A 19,843-nucleotide genomic window follows, 5' to 3' on the forward strand; every position below is an offset into this window, starting at 1 on the left:
GCGCATGATCGCTGTAGGGGCCCCGCCCAAGCAGATCCACCCACCCGGGCACCACAGCGAAAACATCGCCTGATCGAGTGAAGCCCGCACGGCTCAGTGCGCGGCGATGGCCGCCGTCACCGCCCTGGTCAGCGCCACCAGGTCGGCTGAGGCCAGCTCGATCTCCAGCCCGCGCCGCCCGCCCGAGCAGAACACGGTCGGGAACGCCAGCGCCGAGGTGTCGAGCACCGTACGTAGCTGCTTCTTCTGCCCCAGCGGCGAGATCCCGCCCGCCACGTACCCGGTCGAGCGCTCGGCGGCGGCCACCTCGGCCATCCGCGCCTTCTTCCCGCCGACCGCCGCCGCCAGCGCCTTGAGGTCGAGCTGGGTGTCCACCGGCACGATCCCGACCACCAGCGCCCCGTCGACGTCGGCCAGCAGCGTCTTGAACACCCGCGACGGCTCGACGCCCATCGCCTCGGCCGCCTCGGACCCGTAGGACTCCGCCCTCGGGTCGTGCTCGTAGCTGTGCACCTGGTGGGTGATCCCGCGCTTGGCCAGCAGCGCGGTCGCCGGGGTTCCTCGTCCTGCCACGGGCGGCACCCTAGCGCGGAATGCGCGCGGCCCCGGCAGCGTTGTGAAAGGCGTGCAGACCGAGCTGATCAGGCAGAGCAGGAGGCCGAGTTCACGCTCCGGGCCGGGCAGGCGCGACGACAGCCGAGTAAGCTCGGTGCAGCCGTATGCGCACCTGAGCACGGGAGCGCGAGCCGCCGAAGGGAGTGCGGTGCCCCGCACCGAGACCCAGCCCCACACCGAGACACCCGCCCAGCGGGCGGAGCGGTTCGAGCGCGACGCCATGCCGCTGCTCGACCAGCTCTACTCCGCCGCCCTGCGGATGACGCGCAACCCGGCCGACGCCGAGGACCTGGTGCAGGAGACCTACCTCAAGGCCTACGCGGCCTTCGAGTCGTTCTCCGCGGGCACCAACCTCAAGGCGTGGCTGTACCGCATCCTCACCAACACCTACATCAACGGCTACCGCAAGCGGCAGCGCCAACCGTTGCAGTCGCCGACCGACGAGATCACCGACTGGCAGCTCGCCAAGGCCGAGAACCACACCTCCAGCGGGCTGCGCTCCGCCGAGGTCGAGGCGATGGACCTGCTGCCGGACGACGACGTGAAGCAGGCGTTGCAGCAGTTGCCCGAGGAGTTCCGGCTGGCGGTCTACCTCGCCGACGTCGAGGGCTTCGCCTACAAGGAGATCGCCGACATCATGGGCACGCCCATCGGCACCGTCATGTCCCGCCTGCACCGTGGCCGCCGCCAGTTGCGCGACCTGCTCGCCGGGGTGGCCAGGGAACGCGGGTTCGTGCGCTCCGGGGAGGTGGCCGGGTCGTGAACTGCGGCGGAGAGCACGAGACGAACTGCTCCGAGGTGCTGGCCGACGTCTGGGTCTTCCTCGACCGCGAGTGCGGCAGCGACAAGCGCGACCTGCTGGCCAAGCACCTCGAGGAGTGCAGGCCCTGCCTGGAGCAGTACGGCGTGGAGGAGCACCTCAAGGTCCTGCTGGCCCGCAAGTGCGGCGGCGACCAGGCGCCGGACGAGTTCCGCGCCCGGCTGCGCGCCTCGATCCGGCAGTCGGTGATCGACCACGGCGGGTCGGTCACGGTCACCAGGACCACCACGGTCGAGACGACGACCACGGTCGAGACCACCACCGAGGACTGAACCCCCGGACGTGCGAAGGCCCCCGGCGCGGTTGCGCCTGGGGCCTTCGTCCGTCTGAGGCGACCGCTCAGGCGTTGGGGCGCTTACCGTGGTTCGCGCCACCCTTCTTGCGGTCGCGACGCTTGCGGGCGCGCTTCGACATGGGTGCCTCCTTGACTCGGGATTGACGCGGGACGCCGGCAGCCGCCGGTTCCCACGCCGCTGGCCACGATTTTGCCATGCCGCTCATCCCCGCCCCGGCTGGGCCGGTCGTGCGACGACGTGCGCGACCACCCGACCGGTCGGCGGGGCCCGTCGCCGGGGTGATGACGGTCGTCGCACCCGGGGGACAGCGCGCGGTGGCGGGTGGCACCGTGGTCGTCCTGGAGCCAGTCCCACCGAAACCCCCGCGGAGTCGCGTGTCCACGCTCTCTGACCTGCTCGCCGAGCACACCGGCCTCTCCGGTGGCGCCGTCGACCACCTGCAACTGGTCGTCGCCGAGTGGCAACTGCTGTCCGACCTGTCCTTCGCCGACTTCCTGCTCTGGGTCAAGGTGACCGAGGAGCCCGACGGCGCCGCCGCGGCGGACCCCGAGGCCGGGGACCGCTACATCTGCGTTGCCCAGGCGCGGCCCACCACCGCCCCGACCGCCCACCCGGAGGACGTGGTGGGCAGCCACACCGACGCCAGGGAGAACCCGCAGTTGCGCCGCGCCGCCGCCGAGCGCCGCATCTGCCGCGAGGAGGACCCGCGCTGGTACCTGGGGGTGCCGGTGCGCCGCGAGGCGGTGCCGGTCAGCTTCGGCGGCGAGGTCGTGGGCATCCTGTCCCGGGAGACCAACCTCGCCGTGCCCCGGGTGCCCAGCGGCCTGGAGATCGCCTACCTGGGCATCGCGGGCGACCTGTGCCACATGGTCGGCGACGGCACCTTCCCCACCGCGGAACCCTCCCCGGACGTGCACACCAGCCCCCGCGTCGGCGACGGCCTGATCCGGCTCGACACCAGCGGCGCGGTCGTGTTCGCCAGCCCCAACGCGCTGTCGGCCTACCACCGGATGGGCCACGCCGCCGACCTGGTCGGGGTGCGGCTGGCCCCGCTGACCCGGTCGCTGATCGCCGACCCGTTCGACGCCACCGAGGTCGCCCAGCGCATCCTGATGGCCCTCGACGGGCAGCCCAGCATGCGCACCGAGGCGGAGTCGCGGCGCGGGGCGGCGGTGCTGTTCCGGGCGCTGCCGCTGCGCCCCGGCGGCAAGCCCGCGGGCGCGCTGGTCCTCTGCCGCGACGTCACCGAGGTGCGCAGGCGCGACCGGGCGCTGATGTCCAAGGACGCCACGATCCGCGAGATCCACCACCGGGTGAAGAACAACCTGCAGACCGTCGCCGCCCTGCTGCGCCTGCAGTCGCGGCGGACGAACTCGCCGGAGGCCAAGGAGGCGCTGGCCGAGTCGGTCCGCCGGGTCGCCGCGATCGCCATGGTGCACGAGACCCTGTCCACCTCGGTGGACGAGCGGGTGGACCTCGACGAGCTGATCGACAAGGTCATCCCGGTCATCGGGGACGTGGCCGCGGCCGAGAGCCACGTGAAGGTCCGCAAGAGCGGCCAGTTCGGCGTGGTCGCCGCCGAGACCGCCACCCCGCTGGTCATGATCCTGACCGAGCTGATCCAGAACGCGGTGGAGCACGCCTACCCGGCCGGGCACTCCGGCGAGGTGGTCGTGACCGCCACCCGCTCGGCCCGCTGGCTGGACGTGGTGGTCGCCGACGACGGCAAGGGCCTGCCGCGCGGCTTCTCCCTGGAGCGGGCGAACGGGCTCGGCCTGCAGATCGTGCGCACGCTGATGGAATCGGAGCTGCGGGGCACGCTGTCGCTGAGCCGCCGGGACCGCGCGGGCACCGAGGCGGTGCTGCGCGTTCCCCTTTCCCACCGCCGCTAGGGATCGCATTAGGGGATCGGGGCGGTTAGGGGCTTTCCCCGATTCGGGGAAAGAACCGGTAAAAGGCAAGAAGGTCGATCACCGATTTCTCGGTGATCGACCTTCTACGCGTTTGTGTTGTGCGGAAGCTCAGGCGTTGCTGCGTGCCCGGGTACGAGCGTTGCGGCGCTTCAGCGCACGACGCTCGTCCTCACTCATTCCGCCCCAAACGCCAGCGTCCTGGCCGCTCTCGAGTGCCCAGGACAGGCAGTTGGAGGCGACGGGGCAGCGGTGGCAAACGGCCTTCGCCTCGGAGACCTGCAGGACCGCGGGACCACTCGTCCCCACGGGGAAGAACAGTTCGGGGTCCTCGTCACGGCAGGCCGCGCGGTGGCGCCAGTCCATTTCTACTTGCTCCTCGCTCAAGGCGCGCAATGGCGTGCCTCTAGTCGTCATCCGGTCGTCGGGGTGCTTGTGAATGGTTTCACGAACTCAGCGGATGTCAAGGGTTGTTCTGACCCCGGTGAGTGAACTCACCCGAAAGATCCACGTCAGCGCCCTGTGACGACCGAGGGCAACGATTTGATCACGGCCGTAACACGGCCGTGGACCCCCGGTCGGGGCGTCTGGCAACGGTGAGCATCTGCAGTTGTGGATCTGCGTACGCCTAAGGACCTACCCCGGCCCCCGGAGCCTCAAACAACGACTGTCAACGCGTCCGGAACAGCGGTGAAAACCACTCGCTTCCGCTCCCCGAGCAGGTCCCCGTCGCACTGCAACCGCACCGGCTCCGCCGAGGTGACCACGACCCCGGGGATGTCGTCGCGGCGCACCAGGCGCTTGCCGTGCTGCTTGTCGGCAGTGCTCAACGCCCGCCGGAACGCGCCCAGCACCGTCGGCACGCTCAGCGACCGCAGCGCGAACAACCCCAACCCGCCCTCGAAGGTGCAGCCGGGGTTGAGCCGGATCGGGCGGCTGTTGAAGTAGGTCCACGGGTCGGTGTTCGACACGAACGCCAGCCGCAGCCCCTCGATCGGCGCCTCACCGGGGATCTCCAGGGTGAGGGCGGGCCGATCCCGGCCGGGGCGTACGTACCTGGCCAGCGCCGAACGCGCGTAGAGCGAGGTGGTGGCCTTCTTCCCGCGCTTGCGGGCGACCCGCTCGACCACGTCGGCGTCCCAGCCCATGCCCGCGTTGAAGGTGAACCACCGGTGCGCGCCGCCGTCGCCGTCCGCCTCGACCCGGCCCAGCCCGACCCGCCGCGTCCGCTCCCGCGCCAGAGCGCGGAGCAGCACGTGCGTCGCCTCCACCGGGTTGCGCGGCAGCCCCAGGGCGCGCGCGAACACGTTGGCGGAACCGCCGGGGACCACGCCCAGCATCGGGGTGCCCGACCGGGGACCGGCGGCCAGCAGGCCGTTGACGACCTCGTTGACCGTCCCGTCACCGCCGTGCGCGACCACCAGGTGCGCGCCGTCGACGGCGGCCTGCGCGGCGGCGGCCTGCGCGTGGCCCCGGTAGTCGGTCTCCACCACGTCGAGCTTCACCGCGCTGGCCAGCGCGCTCGCCAGCACGTCCCGGCCCGCCGGGGTGGTGGCGGTGGCCTTCGGGTTCACCACGAGAACTGCTCGCATTGCCGCAGGGTAAGCCGGCATCCGCACCGCCCCGGACCTCACCCGCCACCACAGGGTGAATCCACTCCCGAACCGGTGTCAGCCGCCCGGGTCGACCGTGACGCTCAGCAGGCACCACTTCACTCATCCGTGACCGAGTCCGACGCTCCTTCCACTGCGGCGCCTCCCGGTCCGACGAGTGCACCCAGACGACCGTCTGCTCATCGCTCCGCGAGGTGTGACACCCCTGATCTTGCCTGGCGCGCTCGCCCGGCACGACCGGCCGTCCGAGTGGCATACGATCGGCGGTGCACACGCACCGTCACGTGCGCCCCCGACCGACCCGCCCCCCGACCCCCCCGAGGCCCCTGTGCGACTGACCTCCACGGCCCCCCGCACCGTCCTCGGCGCGGGCGCCTTGATCGGCCTGCAAGCCCTCGTGGCCCTGGGCTTCACCGTCTTCCTGGTGTTCCAGGCCTTCGGCGGGGACACCTCGTTCAACACCGGGACGGTGCTCGGCGAAGCGGCCTACTTCGCCGTCCTCACCGCGGGCGTCGCCGCGTGCTCGGCGGGCCTGCTGCTGGGGAAGACCTGGTCGCGCAGCCCGTCGATCGTGCTCCAGGTGCTCCTGGCCGGGGCCGCCTGGTACGCCCTGGGCCCGTCCGGGCGCCCCGACATCGGCATCCCGGTCGGTCTCGGCTGCCTGGTCACCCTGGTCCTGCTGTTCCACCCCGCCACCACGGCCTGGGCCGAGGGCCTCGGGGACGAGTAGTGCTCCGAACGGGTGGGGGCGCGTCCACAATGGCCGCGCCTTGACCGCGTCGGGAAAATTTCCGACCAGCGCCCCCGGGTGCGCCCGACCGGGCGGTCAGCCCCGGGTGCCCCCGCCCAGGGCGGTCAAGGCACCGTCGGTCAGCCGGTTCACGGTCCACCCGTCCATCGGCACCGCCCCGATCGACCGGTAGAACCCGATGGCGGGCTCGTTCCAGTTCAGCACCGCCCACTCCAGCCGCTGGTACCCGCGGGCCACGCACTCCTCGGCCAACGCGGTCAGCAGCGCCTTGCCCAGCCCGCCACCGCGCTCGGTCGGCCGCACGTAGAGGTCTTCGAGGTAGATCCCGTGCGTCCCGCGCCACGTGGAGAAGTTCAGGAACCACAGCGCGCACCCGACCACCTCCCCACCCACCTCGGCGACGTGCCCGAACAACGCGGGCGACCCGCCGAACAGCGTGGCCCGAAGCTGCTCGGCGGTCAGGTGGCACTCGTGGGACGCCCGCTCGTACTCGGCCAGCTCGTGCACCAACCCCACCACCGCGTCCACATCGGACTCGACCACCCGGCGAACCCTGCTGTCGGTCATCGCTTCCTCACTCCGAAGGGATGTTCATGCGCTTGATCTGCGGAACCCCGCGCTCATCGCCGAGCACCACGATCCCCGCCGCGTCAAGTCCGAAGTGGACGCCATAGGTCGACGGCTGCCCGATCCAGGTGGCCACCAGAACCCGGCTGAAGTGCCCGTGCCCCACCAACACCACATCGCTGTCCAGCCTGCGGACCCGGTCCACCAGCCGCACCGCCCGGTCGGTCACCTGCTCGGCGGTCTCCCCGTTCGGGCAGGGGTGCGTCCACACCGTCCACCCCGGCACCGTCTCCCGGATCTCGGGCGTGGTCAGCCCCTCGTAGTCGCCGTAGTCCCACTCGGCCAGCTCTTCGGTGGTCTCGTCCACGACCAACCCGGCCAGCGCGGCCGTCCGAACCGCCCGCTGTCGAGGGCTGGTGATGACCACGGCAGGCCGCTCACCGCGCAGTCCCGCCAACACCGTCCCGGCCCGCCGCGCCCGCGCCTCCCCCTCCCCGGTCAGCGGGATGTCGGTGCGCCCGGTGTGCTTGCCGGTCTCGGACCACTCGGTCTGCCCGTGCCGGAGCAGATAGACGGTGTTGCTCATGCGCTGATCCTAAGCCCCTTGTCGGTTGTGCTACCGGTGAGTAACTTGGTTTCCCGTGACCGCCACCACGACCTACCGCGCCTGGCAGGCCCTCGCGGGCAAACCCCTCGGCCCCCGCCTCTTCTCCGCCGCGGCCGTGCTCCGCGTCCCCTACTTCCGCACCATCCTGCCCACGGTGGTCGACATGCGCCCCGGCCGCGCCGAGGTCCGCGCGCCCAAGTGGTGGGGCGTGCACAACCACATCGGCACCTTCCACGCCATCGCCGTGTGCAACATGGCCGAGCTGGCCATGGGGATGCTCGCCGAGGCCACCGTCCCCACCACCCACCGCTGGATTCCCAAGGGCATGGTGGTCGCCTACACGGCCAAGGCCACCACCAGCCTCACCGCCGTGGCCACCGCCGAGGTCCCGGAGTTCGGCCCGACCCCGTTCGACCTCCCCGTCCCGATCTCCATCCGCGACCGCGCGGACCAGGAGGTCGCCACAGCCACCATCACCATCCGCGTCTCCCCGACCAGGTGACTCCGCCGCACCCCTCTTCCTTGATCCGGATGGCAAGAACATCACCCGCCGCGAGCAGGAGGAAGAAGACCCGCCCGGCCACCTGGTCGCCCTGACCCGGATCAACCTGCAAGCTGTCACACGCCCTGGGACCGCCTCACCCCCGAGGCCCGCCTCAACCTCCGCACCCGCACCTACGACGAGCCGGTCCGCTTCAACATCATCGTGATCGACGACCACATGCGCGTCGTGCAGCCCCACCTCCCCAACTTCCGCGCCTTGAAGCCTCGACGCCTGTCCTCAAGCGCCAGCCCATTCCCCGGCGGCCTGCGCCTGACCGAAAGGCTCAGCAGGAACGTCGAACGCGTCCGCGTGTTCGGTTCGGCCGCGGTGGACCTCGCGTGGGTGAGCGCGGGGATCACCGATGCGGTGATCATGCTCGTCAACAAGTCGTGGGACACGGCCGCGGGTGTGCTCATCGCAGCCGAGGCGGGAACGACAAACGGCGCTGACCAGCGAAAGGATATCCGCTGGTCAGCGCCGTTTCAGACGCTCTGGCTCACGCCTTCTTGGTCTCCCAGAAGACCTTGTCGATCTCGCCGATCAGGTCGAGGAGGGCCTGGCCGGTGGCCGGGTCCATCGAACCCTTGGTGCCGGTGGCGCCCGCGGCCTTGGTGGCGCGGTTGAACAGGTCGTGAAGATCCGGGTACTTCTCGAAGTGCGGGGGCTTGAAGTAGTCGGTCCACAGGACCCACAGGTGGTGCTTGACGAGTTCGCTGCGCTGCTCCGCGATCAGGATGGCGCGGGTGCGGAACTCGGGGTCCTCGTTGTCCTGGTACTTCTGCTGGATGGCCTTGACGGACTCGGCCTCGATGCGGGCCTGCGCCGGGTCGTACACACCGCACGGGAGGTCGCAGTGCGCGGTTGCCTCCAGGCGAGGGGTGAGAAAGCGCGACACCAGTCGCATGGTTCCTCCATGGAAAAACGGGGATGCTCCGACGAAATCGACCCTACTCCGGGGGGCGCGGGGTGGCAGGTGGAGGTGGTCGGAGATGATCGCCACGGGGGGACGGGAGCGGCCGGGGGGAGGTGCGGCGTGGACGCGGTGATGGGGTGGTACCCGCTGCGCCGGGTGCGGGTCCGCGGGCCCTCGATGGCCCCGACGCTGGGGGACGGGGACACCGTGGTGGCGGTGCGCAAGAACCCCCGGCCGGGTGACGTGGTGCTGGTGACCTGGGACGACCGGCCCGGGCAGTTGTCGGTGAAGCGGGCGGTGCGGCCCGACGGCGGCGGGTGGCACGTCGAGGGGGACAACCCGCGCGGGTCCACCGACTCCCGGGGGTTGGGTCCCGCCCGGGTGCACGCCGTGGTCCTCTGGCGGCTGGCGCCCGCGCCCCGGCGGCTCGGGCGGTCGCGGCCCTGACGGCGGACCGCGCCGGGCCCGGGCAAGCGGCTTGGGTGAGGCTCGGCGGGCGTGGGCCACACCGGGCCTGTGCGCCGCGCCGGGACCCGGGCGGCAGCCTGGGCGGGTCTCGGCCGCACCGGGCCACACTGGACCCGCGGGTCACACCGGACCCGCGGGTCACGCCGAAGCCGGGGTGGTCGGCTCGGACGGGGCTCGGCAGGCACGGGCCACACCGGACCCGAGGCCATGCCGGGGTCCGGGCGGCGGCTTGGACGGGGCTCGACGGCACGGGCCACACCGGACCCGCGGGCCACGCCGGGGCTCGGCCGAGGGCGCGGAACCCTGCGGACCGCGCGACGGATCAGGCGGTGGCGGTCCTGAGCTTCTCGTAGTGGGCCACGCAGTCGGCGTACCGGGGGAGCAGGCCGGTGGCCAGGGCCTCCGCCAGCGACGGTGCCGCCTCGTCCTTTTCGGACAGGACCGCGGGCAGGCCCGGTTCCCACGGCAGCGCCAGGTCCGGGTCGAGGGGGTTGATGCCGTGTTCGGCGCCGGGGTTGTAGCCGGTGGAGCACAGGTAGGAGATCACCGTGTCGTCCTCGAGGGCGACGAAGCCGTGGCCGACGCCCTCGGGGACGTAGACCGCGCGGAAGTCGACCGGGTCGAGGCGGACCGCGTCCCACTGGCCGAAGGTGGGCGAGCCGACCCGCAGGTCCACCACGAAGTCGAGCAGCGCGCCCTGCGGGCAGTACACGTACTTGGCCTGGCCGGGCGGCACGTCGGCGAAGTGCAGGCCGCGGATGGCGCCCTTGCGGGACTGGCTGTGGTTGCTCTGCGCCACCACCAGCGGGTGCCCGGCCGCCTTGGTGAACGCCTCGCCCTGGAACGGTGACACGAACACGCCGCGGGTGTCCGGGAATGTCCGGGGGGTGAACTCGAAGGCGTCGGGAACGTTCAGCTCGCGTACCTGCATGGGGTGATCCTAGAGAGCCGGTCCGGCCCGCGGCGCGCAAGAGGGGCTTGACGGCGGGCAGAGACGTGCCTCACGCACCCGTTGCGCCATTCGGCTGTCACACGGGGAAAACACCAGGTACATCTGTGCTCGATCAACAAAACCGGACGGACGTCTTGCGAAAGCGGGTCTGACCTGCGGACAAAGGTCGCCCCGATGTGACCCCCGCCGCAGACACCGCCGAAAGGGAGCTGCCAGACTGGCCGGACCGCAGCGTCCGCGGCCGTCGCCCCCGCACCCCCGGGGCGGTGACCGAACCCCCGCCGGGGCAACGGCCGCGGCCCACCGCGACGGACCGTACGAACCGTCGCGGCCACGCCGTCGCCGTCCCGACGACCGCTCCGTGCTTCCGCGCGCGTCGAGCGCAGTGCGATCCAGGAGGGACGCCATGACCGCTTTGAACGAGATTGAGGCAAGTGTGAGCGACGACGTGACGGCGGGGCCGATCACCGACGAGGAGATCTTCACCGCGCACGAGGGCGGCAAGCTCGGCATCGAGGTGACCAAGCCGCTGGCCGACCCGCGCGCCCTCGCCATCGCCTACACCCCGGGGGTGGCCAAGGTCAGCCTGGCGATCGCCCAGGACAAGGCGCTGGCCAAGCGCTACACCTGGACCTCGCGGCTGGTGGCGGTCGTCTCCGACGGCACCGCGGTGCTCGGCCTCGGCGACATCGGCGCGGCGGCCTCGCTGCCGGTCATGGAGGGCAAGGCGGCGCTGTTCAAGACCTTCGGCGGCCTGGACTCGATCCCGCTGGTGCTCGACACCACGAACGTCGACGAGATCATCGAGACCCTGGTGCGGCTGCGGCCCTCCTTCGGCGCGGTCAACCTGGAGGACATCTCCGCCCCGCGCTGCTTCGAGCTGGAGGAGCGGCTGATCCAGGCACTGGACTGCCCGGTCATGCACGACGACCAGCACGGCACCGCGATCGTGCTGCTGGCCGCCCTGCGCGGGGCCAACAAGGTGCTGTCGAAGGACATCGCCGACCAGCGCGTGGTCATCGCGGGCGCCGGTGCCGCGGGCGTGGCCTGCGCGAAGATCCTCATCGCCGCCGGGGTCGGTGACGTGACCCTGCTGGACTCCCGGGGCATCGTCTTCCCCGGCCGCGACGGGCTCAACCCGATCAAGGAGCGGATGGCCGAGGTCACCAACAACGCCAACCTGCGCGGCGGCGCCGCCGAGGCCATGCGCGGCGCGGACGTGTTCGTCGGCCTGTCCGCGGGCACCGTGCCCGAGGAGGTCGTGGCCTCCATGGCGCCGGACTCCATCGTCTTCGCCCTGTCGAACCCGGACCCGGAGATCCACCCCGAGGTGGCGCGGCGGCACGCGGCGATCGTCGCCACCGGCCGCAGCGACTTCCCGAACCAGATCAACAACGTGCTGGCCTTCCCCGGAATCTTCCGCGGCGCGCTGGACGCGGGCGCCCGCCGGATCACCGAGCGGATGAAGCTGGCCGCGGCCGACGCGATCGCCGCCGTCGCCGAGGACGACCTGGGCCCGGACCGGATCGTCCCCAGCGCCCTGGACCCGCGGGTGGCCCCCGAGGTGGCCGCGGCGGTCGCTCGGGCGGCGAAGGAGGACGGGGTAGCCTGACCCACAGCGGGATGCTCGGCAGCGGTGCCCCACCCGCGCACACGAGGGGTGGAGGTTGCGCCGTGGCCGAGCATGTCGTGCGGGCCGACCCCCACGCCCGCGCACCCGGCACCCCTGCCACCCCCGACACCCCCGGCGCCGGACCCGTACCGGGTCCGGCGCGCGGTCGATCCGCGGCCCCCGGCCTGGTAGAACCGGGCGTGGCCAACTTCGACGACGACCCGGCCGCCGAGCGCGCCGTGCTGCTGGAGGCCCAGCGGATCGCGCGCATGGGCAGCTGGACCGTCGAGGCCGCCACGGGCCGCGCCTACCTCTCCGCCGGGCTGCGCGGCCTCTGCGGGCTCCCCGCCGACGGCACGGTCGAGGACCTGGTTGCCCTGGTGCACCAGGAGGACCTGGCGGTGCTGGGCGAGTTCCGCGACCGGCTGTGGGCGCAGCGCAGCCCGGAAACCCTCGACCTCGACGTCCGCGACGTGACCGGGGAGCGGTCCTACCTGGTGCGCGCCCGCGCCGAGTTCGACGCCTCCGGCGCCCTGGTGACCGTGCACGGCACCGTGCAGGACGTCACCAAGATCCGCGCCCTGGAGCGCCAGCTCAGCCAGGACGGGCGGCTGTTCCGCGAAACCCAGCGGGTGGCCAGGATGGGCACCTGGGAGTGGGACACCGCGACCGGCGACTGCGTGTGGTCCTCCATGCTCTACGACCTGGCGGGCATCGCCCCCGGCACCGCGATCACCTACTCGGACTACCTCAGGATCGTGCACCCGGACGACCGGGGCTGGGTCGACCAGCGCTGGCAGGAACTGGCGAGCGCGCGCAGGCCGGTGGAGTGCGAGCACCGGGTGGTGCGCCCCGACGGCAAGCGGCGGGTGTTCCGGGTGCGCGGCGAGGCCGCCGACCCCGACCGCGGCGTCATGATCGGCACCTGCCAGGACGTCACCGAGCAGCGCTCCACCGAGACCAGGATGCAGCGCTCCAGCAAGCGGTTCACCGATCTGGTGGCCATCACCCCGGTCGGCATCGCGCTGTTCGACGACGCCGAGCGGCTGGTCGACGCCAACGACGCGCTGTGCTCGCTGCTGGGCATGGACCTGGAGCGGCTGCGCGGCACCACCGCCGAGCAGCTCACCCACCCCGACGACCGGGAGTCCCGGCGCGGCCGCGACACCCCGGCCTTCCACAGCGGGCAGCGGGTCCTCAGCACCGCCGCGGGCAAACCGGTCTACTGCGAGCTGAACGCCACCGTGTCGGTCACCGACGACGGCAGGCGCTTCTGGCTGGTGGTCTTCGCCGACGTCACCGACCGCCGCCGCACCGCCGAGCGCCTGCGCCACCAGGCCACCCACGACGAGCTGACCGGCCTGCCCGGCCGCGCCGCGGTCAAGGAACTGCTCGCCACCCTGCTCGGCGGCCGCGACTACCAGCGCATCGCCCTGCTGTTCTGCGACGTCGACAACTTCAAGCGGGTCAACGACTCCCTCGGCCACGACGTCGGCGACGAGCTGATCACCGCCCTGGCCCGCCGCCTGGAGCGCGGGCTGCCGCCGAGCTGCACGGTGGCCAGGATGTCCGGCGACGAGTACGTCGTCATCTGCTCCGACGTGGACGAGGCGGGCGGGGTGGAGGTGCTGGCCAACCAGGTGGCGAGCCTGCTGCGCACGGCGGTGCCGGTGCGCGGGCAACTGCTGCGGGTGTCGGCGTCGATCGGCGCGGCGGTGCCCACCGGCCCGGAGACCAGCGGCGCCGACCTCCTGCGCTACGCCGACGCGGCCATGTTCGCCGCCAAGGCCCGCGGCACCGGCCGGGTCTCGATGGCCTCGGACGCGCTGATCGCCTCGGCCAACAGCCAGATGCTGCTGGAGGGCCAACTGCGCGAGGCCATCGCCAACGACCAACTGGTCCTGCACTACCAGCCGGTCGTCGGCCCGGACGGCACGGTCCTGTCCGCCGAGGCCCTGGTCCGCTGGCCGCACCCGGAGCGCGGCCTGCTCATGCCCGGTGAGTTCCTCCCGGTCGCCGAGCAGGGCGACCTGCAGGGCGAACTCGACCGCTGGGTGCTGCGCACCGCGTTCACCGAGGCCGCCGAGTGGCCCCAGCTCTGCGGCGGCGTCCTCACCGGCGGCGTGGCCATCGCGGTCAACCTCGCGGGCCTGGTCCCCGGCGACCCGGACTTCGTCGACATCGTCACCTCCTGCGTCGCGGCCACCGGCATCAGTTGGGACCGGGTCATCCTGGAACTGGTGGAGACCAGCCTCATCGACCTGCCCTCCCGCAGCCGCGAGGCCATGGCCGAACTGGTGGAGCGCGGCGTCCGCTTCGCCGTCGACGACTTCGGCACCGGCTACTCGTCGCTGGCCCGGCTCAAGGAACTCCCGGCGCAGATCATCAAGATCGACCGCCGGTTCGTCTCCGGGGTCGCCACCGACGCCTCCGACTTCGCCGTCGCCCGCGCCCTGGTCGACATGGCCAGGGCCATGGGCCGCAGTTGCGTCGCCGAGGGCGTGGAGAACGCCACCCAGTTCCACGTCCTGCGCGGAGTCGGCGTCGACGCCTACCAGGGCTGGCTGATGTCGAGACCCATCCCGGCCAGGGAATTCCGGGAACTCCTCAAGCTCGGCCCCGTCCACATCCCCAGCGGCGCCTAACCCGCCGCCGCCAGCACTCCCCGCAGCCGCTCCAGCGGCAGGTCGATCAGCCGGGCGTCCAGGTCCGCCTCATCCGGGACGAGGGCGGCGACCCGCTCCCTGGCCTCCCGCTTGGTCAGCCCCGGCGTGGCGCGGATCAGCGCCTCGCGCCAGACGTTCCCCAGCTTGCCGTGCGCCCGCTCCAGCAGGGCCTTCACCACGCCCGGGGTGTCGACCGGATCAGCAGTGACCACGGCGTGCTTGCCGTCGGGGGTGCTGCGGTGGAAGGTCAGCCGGAACTTGGCCGCCAACAGGTCCTTCAACGCGTTCTGCCCCCGGGCGTCGACGATGTCCGGGTGGTTGTTCGGCACCAGGGCGCCCACCCGCACCGACGGGGCGGCGACCAGCGTGCGGGCCAGCCACGGGCCGGGGTCGGCGGCGAGGTCGTAGGCGAGCAGACCCCCGGAGCGGACCGGTTCGGCCCACCCGGGGCCGAGCAGCGCGGGCTGACCGGCCGCGTCGGCCCGGGTCAGGCGGAGCAGGGCGGCGACGGCGTCCGGGTCGGTGCCGCCGGACTCCAGGGACTGGGGCCCGTGCGTGTAGATGCCGATGCCCGACTCGGCCAGGCGCGGGGAACGGGCGGTCGGTTGCAGCACGTAGAGGTCACTCGCGCTGCCCACGGCCTGAGCGCCCCGGTAGCGGTTGAAGCCCGGCAGCACCGCCTCGAACACCAACCCCAACCGCAGGACCTCCTGCTGCGTCTTGAGCCCCAGGGTCGGGTTGCGGGAGCTGTAGCCGTAGGCCACGACCACCCGGCCGTCCGGGTCCCGCAGGCCCTCGACGCCGCGGGCGAGGAACAGGCGCATCCCCTCCGGGGTGTACGGGGGGTCGGTGAAGACCAGGTCCGCCGAGCCGACGGCCAGCGGCGGCAGGCCGAAGCGGAAGTCGGCGTGCAGGCAGCGCACGTCCAGGCCCCGGTCGCGCGCCACACCGTCCACGTAGGACAGCAACCGGTCGTCCAGGTCGACCACCGTCGCCCGCAGGCCCGGGCGCAGCGTGCAGGCGGCGAGCGCGGTCAGGTCGTGGTCGCCGACGCAGAGCAGGTGCGCCCCGTCGAGCCAGTAGGTGTCGTCGAGCCAGCGGGCCCGGCGCAGCACCGTCTCCGCGTCGGCCTGCACGTGGTCGAGGGCGCGCAGCGGGGCGGGCACACCCGCCAGGTACTCCTCGACCGCCGCCGCCACCGCGCCCGGGTCGGCCGGGGGGAGGGTCGCCAGGTCGCGCAACCGCCCGGCCGCCGACCCCACCGCCCGCCACGCCGCGCCGTCGCGCTCGACGAGGTCGCCGCAGGCGGCCAGCAGCTCCTCCACCGTGCGCCGGGGCTGCGCGGAGGCGCGCACCAGCTCCTCCAGCGGCGTCCAGCCCCCGGCGAGGGTGCCCAGGAGGTCGCGCAGCGGGCGGGCGTGCGCACCGCGGGTGTCCAGGAAGGTCGTCAGCGAATCGGCCACAACCGCGAGAGCCTACGGAAGGTGGCGCACCCGGTTGACCCGGATGGGAGATTCCCGGCACAGACTCGCCGGTCACATCCTGGAACACCCTGCCCACCCGGCGCCGTCGGACTAGGGTTTTCGAATCCACGGCCGGCAAGGAGCCGTTTCGAACGAGGGGCCCGAGTGATCGAGTTCCAGTCCGTGACCAAGCGCTACCCCGACGGCACGGTGGCGGTGGACGCGCTGGACCTGGCCATCGAGGACGGCGGGATCACCGTCCTCGTCGGCCCGTCCGGCTGCGGCAAGACCACCTCACTGCGCATGATCAACCGCATGGTCGACCCGTCCGAGGGCACCGTCCTCATCGACGGGCGCGACGTCCGCGCGCAGTCGCCGTCCGCGCTGCGCCGCGGCATCGGCTACGTCATCCAGAACGCGGGCCTGTTCCCGCACCGCACCGTGCTCGACAACGTGGCCACCGTCCCGGTGCTCACCGGCACCGGCAAGGCCGCCGCGCGCAAGCGGGCCGCGGAGCTGCTGGAGACGGTGGGCCTGCCCGCCGCCTTCGCCAAGCGCTACCCGGCGCAGCTCTCCGGCGGCCAGCAGCAGCGCGTCGGCGTGGCCCGCGCGCTCGCCGCCGACCCGCCGGTGCTGCTGATGGACGAACCGTTCAGCGCCGTCGACCCGATCGTCCGCGACGACCTGCAGGAAGAACTGCTGCGCCTGCAATCCGAGCTGGGCAAGACCATCGTCTTCGTCACCCACGACATCGACGAGGCGATCAAGCTCGGCGACAAGGTGGCGGTGCTGCGCGTCGGCGGGCGGCTGGCCCAGTTCGACACCCCCTCGGCGCTGCTGGCCAACCCGGTGGACGACTTCGTCGCCTCCTTCGTCGGCCGCGACCGCGGCTACCGCGCCCTGGGCTTCCTGCCCGGCCACGGCGTCCCGGTCGGCCCCGTGTCGAGCGTCCCGGTCGGCACGGCGGTCGACACCGCCCGGGGTCAGCTCACCGACGGCTGGGCGGTCGTCGTCGACGACGCGAAGCGCCCGCTGGGCTGGGTCTCCGCCGACCTGCTGTCGTCCTCGGGCGACGCGGTGAGCGCGGAGAACCTGATCTCCGGCGGCTCCCTCTACAGCGTCGACGCCGAATCCGGCGGCACCTCCGGTTCGCTGCGCAACGCCCTCGACGCCGCGCTCAGCTCCCCGTCCGGCGTCGGCATCGCCGTCGACAGCGGCGGCGCCGTGGTCGGCGGGATCACCGCCGACACCGTCATCGCCGCGCTGGCCGAGGCCCGGCGCTCGGGCGAGGTCCCCACGTGAACTGGTTGCTGAACAACCTCGACGGGCTGGGCCCGATCATCCTCACCCACCTGTGGCTGGCGCTCGTGCCGGTCGTGGTGGGCACCCTGGTCTCGATGCCCCTGGGCTGGGCGTCGAGCCGGTGGCCGGTGGCCAGGGCGATCCTGGTCCCGCTGTCCAGCCTGCTCTACACGATCCCGTCGCTCGCCCTGTTCGTGATCATGCCGCTGGTCCTCGGCACGCAGAGCCTCGAGCCGATCAACGTGCAGGTGGCGCTGACGCTCTACACCGTGGCCCTGCTCGTGCGGTCGATCACCGACGCGCTCTCCGCCGTCCCCGAGTCGGTCACCACCGCCGCCACCGCCATGGGCTACCGCCCGATCGGCCGGTTCTTCGCCGTCGAACTGCCGCTGGCCGTGCCGGTGCTGATCGCGGGCATCCGGGTCGCGGCGGTGTCCAACATGGGCCTGGTCGCCATCGGGCAGCTCATCGGCGTCACCAGCCTCGGCCTCCTGCTGCTGCAGGGCTCGCAGACCTCACCGCCGAACTTCGACCAGATCATCGTGGGCATCGTGATCATCGTGCTGCTCGCGCTGGTCGTCGACGGCCTGCTCGCGCTGCTGGGCAGGCGCCTCACCCCGTGGGCGCGGGTCGGCCCCAAGGCGGGGGCGGCCACGTGAGCATCTTCCAGCAGATCGTCGACTGGCTCACCGACCCCGCCCACTGGCGGACCACCTACGGCGCCGCGGGCATCCCGCAGCGCGTCCTGGAACACCTGGGCTACACCGCGCTGGCCGTGCTCGCCTCCGCGGTCGTCGCGATCCCGCTCGGCGCCTGGATCGGCCACACCGGCAAGGGCGGCACGCTCGTCGTCGGCATCGTCAACTCCTTCCGCGCGCTGCCCGAACTGGGCCTGGTCATCCTGCTCGTGCTGTGGTTCGGCATCCTCAACGCCGTTCCCGCGCTGACCATCGCCCTGGTGGTGCTGGGCATCCCGGTGCTGCTCGCGGGCACCTACGCGGGCATCCGCAACGTCGACCGAGCGGTGGTCGACGCGGCCCGCGGCATGGGGATGCGCGAGTGGGAGATCCTGCTCAAGGTCGAGCTGCCCAACGCGCTGCCGCTGATGTTCGGCGCGCTGCGAGCGGCGACCCTGCAGATCATCGCCACGGTCAGCATCGCCGCCCAGGTCTCCCTCGGCGGCCTCGGCCGGTACGTGATCGACGGCTTCTCCAACCGCGAGTTCGACCAGATGGCCTCCGGCGCGATCCTGATCGCCGCCCTGGCCATCGCCGTGGAACTGGTGCTCACCGGCGTGCAGTGGCTGGTGGTGTCCCCGGGACTGCGCAAGTCCGGCGCGCGCAAGGCGCGCGCCACCAGCAGAATCCACCAGATGGCGGTCAAGTCCGCATCGGAAAGCACATGAGGAGCCCCCGATGAAGCGCGTTCTCACCGCGGCGGCGGCGGCCACCGCCGCGCTGCTCACCCTGACGGCCTGCGGCGGGTCCGGTGACCCGCTCGCGGGCGGCTCCAGCGGCGCGGGCACCCCCGCGCCCACGGACACCATCGCCGTCGGCTCGGCCAACTTCCCCGAGAGCACCCTGATCGCCGAGATCTACGCGGGCGCCCTGGAGGCCAAGGGCGTCAAGGTCACCCGGACGCTGAACATCGGCAGCCGCGAGACCTACTACCCGGGCCTGCAGGACGGCTCGATCGACCTGATCCCCGAGTACACCGGCGTGCTGCTCACCCACGTCAAGAAGGACGCCACCGCGTCCAAGGCCGACGAGGTCTACACCGCCCTGCAGGCGGCGCTGCCCGACACCCTGACCGTCCTGGACAAGTCGGCGGCCGAGGACAAGGACGCGGTGGTCGTCACCAAGGCCTTCGCCACCGAGAAGAACCTCAAGACCATCGGCGACCTGGCCAAGACCGGCCCGGTCACCTTCGGCGGCCCGCCGGAGTTCCAGAAGCGCGCCGACGGCATCCCCGGCCTCGCCGACAAGTACAAGCTGGAACTCAAGGAGTACAAGTCCCTCGACGTCGGCGGCCCGCTGACGGTCGACGCCCTCAAGTCCGGCGCGGTCCAGGCGGCCGACCTGTTCACCACCGACCCGGCGATCACCACCAACGACTTCGTCGCCCTGGAGGACCCGGAGGCCAACTTCGCCGCCCAGAACGTGGTCCCGCTGATCAACAAGAGCAAGGCCAGCGACCTGGTCAAGTCCACGCTCAACGCCGTCTCGGCGAAGCTGACCACCGACATCCTCATCGAGCTCAACGGCAAGCTCGCCGCACCGAGCAAGCCCAACGCGGCCGTCGTGGCCAAGGAGTGGCTCGCCACCGCAGGCATCTGACCCACCGCGCCCCACCGAGGCCCGCCCCCGACCCGGGGGCGGGCCTCGGCCTTTCCCGGTCCAAGACCGAGCCTCACCCGCCGCCCGCCCGGCGATCAGCCACACCGAACCCCACCGGCGCAGCGGGCCAACCAGCCACCCCGAGAACCGCCGGCCCGGCGAGCGACTGCCTGGGTGGATGGATGTGTTTGGCCAGCCGACCGCCCCGAGAACCGCTGGCCTGACGAGCCAACTGCCCCAGTGGGTGGAGGTGTTTGCCCAGCCGACCACCCCGAAAACCGCCAGCCCGGCGAGCCAACTGCCCCAGTGGGTGGAGGCGCTTGCCCAGCCGACCACCCCGGGAACCGCCGGCCTGGCTGCGCGACTGCCCGGGTGGGTGGATGTGTTTGGCCGGGGGTGGCGATCATG

At 72.2% G+C, this 19,843-nt stretch carries 21 protein-coding genes and 1 pseudogene; 13 read left to right on the plus strand and 9 right to left on the minus strand.

Annotated elements, in window-relative coordinates:
- Nucleotides 1-93 precede the first annotated feature (93 nt).
- Nucleotides 94-573, minus strand: a complete 480-nt coding sequence (gene ybaK, locus UO65_RS12870; protein WP_035282132.1) for a Cys-tRNA(Pro) deacylase — start codon at nucleotides 571-573, stop codon at nucleotides 94-96.
- 190 nt (nucleotides 574-763) lie between these two features.
- On the opposite strand from ybaK, the gene UO65_RS12875 reads away from it, so the two are divergent.
- Both UO65_RS12875 and rsrA read left to right on the plus strand, forming a co-directional pair.
- Nucleotides 764-1,378, plus strand: a complete 615-nt coding sequence (locus UO65_RS12875; RefSeq protein ID WP_035282134.1) for a sigma-70 family RNA polymerase sigma factor — start codon at nucleotides 764-766, stop codon at nucleotides 1,376-1,378.
- Nucleotides 1,375-1,707: a mycothiol system anti-sigma-R factor gene (rsrA, locus tag UO65_RS12880; protein ID WP_035282136.1), complete on the plus strand. Its 333-nt coding sequence runs from the start codon at nucleotides 1,375-1,377 to the stop codon at nucleotides 1,705-1,707. The genes UO65_RS12875 and rsrA overlap by 4 nt, the downstream gene beginning before the upstream one ends.
- A 67-nt stretch (nucleotides 1,708-1,774) precedes the next feature.
- On the opposite strand, the gene UO65_RS38975 is transcribed toward rsrA, so the two are convergent.
- Nucleotides 1,775-1,849 carry a 50S ribosomal protein bL37 gene (locus UO65_RS38975; RefSeq protein ID WP_096498094.1) on the minus strand — a complete coding sequence of 25 codons (75 nt, stop codon included), beginning with the start codon at nucleotides 1,847-1,849 and terminating at the stop codon, nucleotides 1,775-1,777.
- Between the two features lie 256 nt (nucleotides 1,850-2,105).
- Between UO65_RS38975 and UO65_RS12885 the strand changes: the two genes are divergently transcribed.
- Nucleotides 2,106-3,623 carry a sensor histidine kinase gene (locus UO65_RS12885; RefSeq protein ID WP_035282138.1) on the plus strand — a complete coding sequence of 506 codons (1,518 nt, stop codon included), beginning with the start codon at nucleotides 2,106-2,108 and terminating at the stop codon, nucleotides 3,621-3,623.
- 129 nt (nucleotides 3,624-3,752) lie between these two features.
- Here UO65_RS12885 and UO65_RS12890 read toward each other — a convergent pair whose 3' ends face one another.
- Nucleotides 3,753-4,007, minus strand: a complete 255-nt coding sequence (locus UO65_RS12890; protein ID WP_035282140.1) for a WhiB family transcriptional regulator — start codon at nucleotides 4,005-4,007, stop codon at nucleotides 3,753-3,755.
- A 290-nt stretch (nucleotides 4,008-4,297) separates the two neighbouring features.
- Nucleotides 4,298-5,233 carry a diacylglycerol/lipid kinase family protein gene (locus UO65_RS12895; RefSeq protein ID WP_035282142.1) on the minus strand — a complete coding sequence of 312 codons (936 nt, stop codon included), beginning with the start codon at nucleotides 5,231-5,233 and terminating at the stop codon, nucleotides 4,298-4,300.
- Between the two features lie 349 nt (nucleotides 5,234-5,582).
- Between UO65_RS12895 and UO65_RS12900 the strand changes: the two genes are divergently transcribed.
- The gene (locus UO65_RS12900; protein ID WP_035282143.1) at nucleotides 5,583-5,984 is read left to right on the plus strand and encodes a hypothetical protein; all 402 of its coding nucleotides are present in this window, start codon (nucleotides 5,583-5,585) and stop codon (nucleotides 5,982-5,984) included.
- A gap of 96 nt (nucleotides 5,985-6,080) precedes the next feature.
- Here the strand turns inward: UO65_RS12900 and UO65_RS12905 are convergent, their stop codons facing one another.
- Together UO65_RS12905 and UO65_RS12910 are read right to left on the minus strand one after the other, a co-directional pair.
- Complete coding sequence (locus tag UO65_RS12905) at nucleotides 6,081-6,572, minus strand: GNAT family N-acetyltransferase (RefSeq protein WP_035282145.1); 492 nt, start codon at nucleotides 6,570-6,572, stop codon at nucleotides 6,081-6,083.
- A gap of 7 nt (nucleotides 6,573-6,579) precedes the next feature.
- Nucleotides 6,580-7,158 carry an acid phosphatase gene (locus UO65_RS12910; RefSeq protein ID WP_035282148.1) on the minus strand — a complete coding sequence of 193 codons (579 nt, stop codon included), beginning with the start codon at nucleotides 7,156-7,158 and terminating at the stop codon, nucleotides 6,580-6,582.
- Nucleotides 7,159-7,213: 55 nt separating this feature from the next.
- Between UO65_RS12910 and UO65_RS12915 the strand changes: the two genes are divergently transcribed.
- Both UO65_RS12915 and UO65_RS38980 read left to right on the plus strand, forming a co-directional pair.
- The gene (locus UO65_RS12915) at nucleotides 7,214-7,681 is read left to right on the plus strand and encodes a hotdog fold domain-containing protein (protein ID WP_035282150.1); all 468 of its coding nucleotides are present in this window, start codon (nucleotides 7,214-7,216) and stop codon (nucleotides 7,679-7,681) included.
- A gap of 219 nt (nucleotides 7,682-7,900) precedes the next feature.
- Nucleotides 7,901-8,146: pseudogene (locus UO65_RS38980) on the plus strand (inositol monophosphatase family protein); the annotation flags it as partial.
- Between the two features lie 73 nt (nucleotides 8,147-8,219).
- Here UO65_RS38980 and sodN read toward each other — a convergent pair.
- The gene (gene sodN / locus UO65_RS12925) at nucleotides 8,220-8,627 is read right to left on the minus strand and encodes a superoxide dismutase, Ni (RefSeq protein ID WP_035282154.1); all 408 of its coding nucleotides are present in this window, start codon (nucleotides 8,625-8,627) and stop codon (nucleotides 8,220-8,222) included.
- Between the two features lie 129 nt (nucleotides 8,628-8,756).
- Between sodN and UO65_RS12930 the strand changes: the two genes are divergently transcribed.
- Nucleotides 8,757-9,083 carry a S24/S26 family peptidase gene (locus tag UO65_RS12930; protein WP_324608967.1) on the plus strand — a complete coding sequence of 109 codons (327 nt, stop codon included), beginning with the start codon at nucleotides 8,757-8,759 and terminating at the stop codon, nucleotides 9,081-9,083.
- A gap of 343 nt (nucleotides 9,084-9,426) precedes the next feature.
- On the opposite strand, the gene UO65_RS12935 is transcribed toward UO65_RS12930, so the two are convergent.
- Nucleotides 9,427-10,035, minus strand: a complete 609-nt coding sequence (locus UO65_RS12935) for a dTDP-4-dehydrorhamnose 3,5-epimerase family protein (protein ID WP_035282158.1) — start codon at nucleotides 10,033-10,035, stop codon at nucleotides 9,427-9,429.
- Between the two features lie 427 nt (nucleotides 10,036-10,462).
- Between UO65_RS12935 and UO65_RS12940 the strand changes: the two genes are divergently transcribed.
- Together UO65_RS12940 and UO65_RS12945 are read left to right on the plus strand one after the other, a co-directional pair.
- Nucleotides 10,463-11,668 (plus strand): NAD(P)-dependent malic enzyme, encoded by a 1,206-nt coding sequence (locus tag UO65_RS12940; RefSeq protein WP_084175531.1) that lies wholly within the window; start codon nucleotides 10,463-10,465, stop codon nucleotides 11,666-11,668.
- Nucleotides 11,669-11,679: 11 nt separating this feature from the next.
- The gene (locus UO65_RS12945; RefSeq protein ID WP_411431357.1) at nucleotides 11,680-14,313 is read left to right on the plus strand and encodes a putative bifunctional diguanylate cyclase/phosphodiesterase; all 2,634 of its coding nucleotides are present in this window, start codon (nucleotides 11,680-11,682) and stop codon (nucleotides 14,311-14,313) included.
- Here UO65_RS12945 and UO65_RS12950 read toward each other — a convergent pair.
- Nucleotides 14,310-15,797: a bis-aminopropyl spermidine synthase family protein gene (locus tag UO65_RS12950; RefSeq protein WP_052021120.1), complete on the minus strand. Its 1,488-nt coding sequence runs from the start codon at nucleotides 15,795-15,797 to the stop codon at nucleotides 14,310-14,312. The genes UO65_RS12945 and UO65_RS12950 overlap by 4 nt on opposite strands.
- A 165-nt stretch (nucleotides 15,798-15,962) precedes the next feature.
- Between UO65_RS12950 and UO65_RS12955 the strand changes: the two genes are divergently transcribed.
- From UO65_RS12955 to UO65_RS12970, 4 genes are read left to right on the plus strand one after another with little or no spacing between them, the layout of a single operon-like run.
- Nucleotides 15,963-17,099 (plus strand): ABC transporter ATP-binding protein, encoded by a 1,137-nt coding sequence (locus UO65_RS12955; protein WP_035282163.1) that lies wholly within the window; start codon nucleotides 15,963-15,965, stop codon nucleotides 17,097-17,099.
- On the plus strand, nucleotides 17,096-17,758 hold the full coding sequence (locus UO65_RS12960) for an ABC transporter permease (RefSeq protein WP_035282165.1): 663 nt from the start codon (nucleotides 17,096-17,098) through the stop codon (nucleotides 17,756-17,758). Before UO65_RS12955 ends, UO65_RS12960 begins: the two co-directional genes overlap by 4 nt.
- The gene (locus UO65_RS12965) at nucleotides 17,755-18,504 is read left to right on the plus strand and encodes an ABC transporter permease (protein ID WP_035282166.1); all 750 of its coding nucleotides are present in this window, start codon (nucleotides 17,755-17,757) and stop codon (nucleotides 18,502-18,504) included. Before UO65_RS12960 ends, UO65_RS12965 begins: the two co-directional genes overlap by 4 nt.
- A 10-nt stretch (nucleotides 18,505-18,514) precedes the next feature.
- A complete protein-coding gene (locus tag UO65_RS12970) occupies nucleotides 18,515-19,435 on the plus strand; it encodes an ABC transporter substrate-binding protein (RefSeq protein ID WP_035282168.1) in 921 nt (306 codons plus the stop codon).
- Nucleotides 19,436-19,843: the final 408 nt, after the last annotated feature.

It is taken from the genome of Actinokineospora spheciospongiae (genome assembly GCF_000564855.1).
Taxonomy (GTDB): domain Bacteria; phylum Actinomycetota; class Actinomycetes; order Mycobacteriales; family Pseudonocardiaceae; genus Actinokineospora; species Actinokineospora spheciospongiae.

Bases quoted from the DNA above. Each gene is read 5' to 3' on its own strand.
- UO65_RS12905 (WP_035282145.1), bottom strand. From the start codon at position 6,572: ATGACCGACAGCAGGGTTCGCCGGGTGGTCGAGTCCGATGTGGACGCG.
- UO65_RS12910 (WP_035282148.1), bottom strand. From the start codon at position 7,158: ATGAGCAACACCGTCTATCTGCTCCGGCACGGGCAGACCGAGTGGTCC.
- UO65_RS12895 (WP_035282142.1), bottom strand. From the start codon at position 5,233: ATGCGAGCAGTTCTCGTGGTGAACCCGAAGGCCACCGCCACCACCCCG.
- UO65_RS12890 (WP_035282140.1), bottom strand. From the start codon at position 4,007: ATGGACTGGCGCCACCGCGCGGCCTGCCGTGACGAGGACCCCGAACTG.
- UO65_RS12940 (WP_084175531.1), top strand. From the start codon at position 10,463: ATGACCGCTTTGAACGAGATTGAGGCAAGTGTGAGCGACGACGTGACG.
- UO65_RS12935 (WP_035282158.1), bottom strand. From the start codon at position 10,035: ATGCAGGTACGCGAGCTGAACGTTCCCGACGCCTTCGAGTTCACCCCC.
- UO65_RS12945 (WP_411431357.1), top strand. From the start codon at position 11,680: ATGCTCGGCAGCGGTGCCCCACCCGCGCACACGAGGGGTGGAGGTTGC.
- UO65_RS12970 (WP_035282168.1), top strand. From the start codon at position 18,515: ATGAAGCGCGTTCTCACCGCGGCGGCGGCGGCCACCGCCGCGCTGCTC.
- sodN (WP_035282154.1), bottom strand. From the start codon at position 8,627: ATGCGACTGGTGTCGCGCTTTCTCACCCCTCGCCTGGAGGCAACCGCG.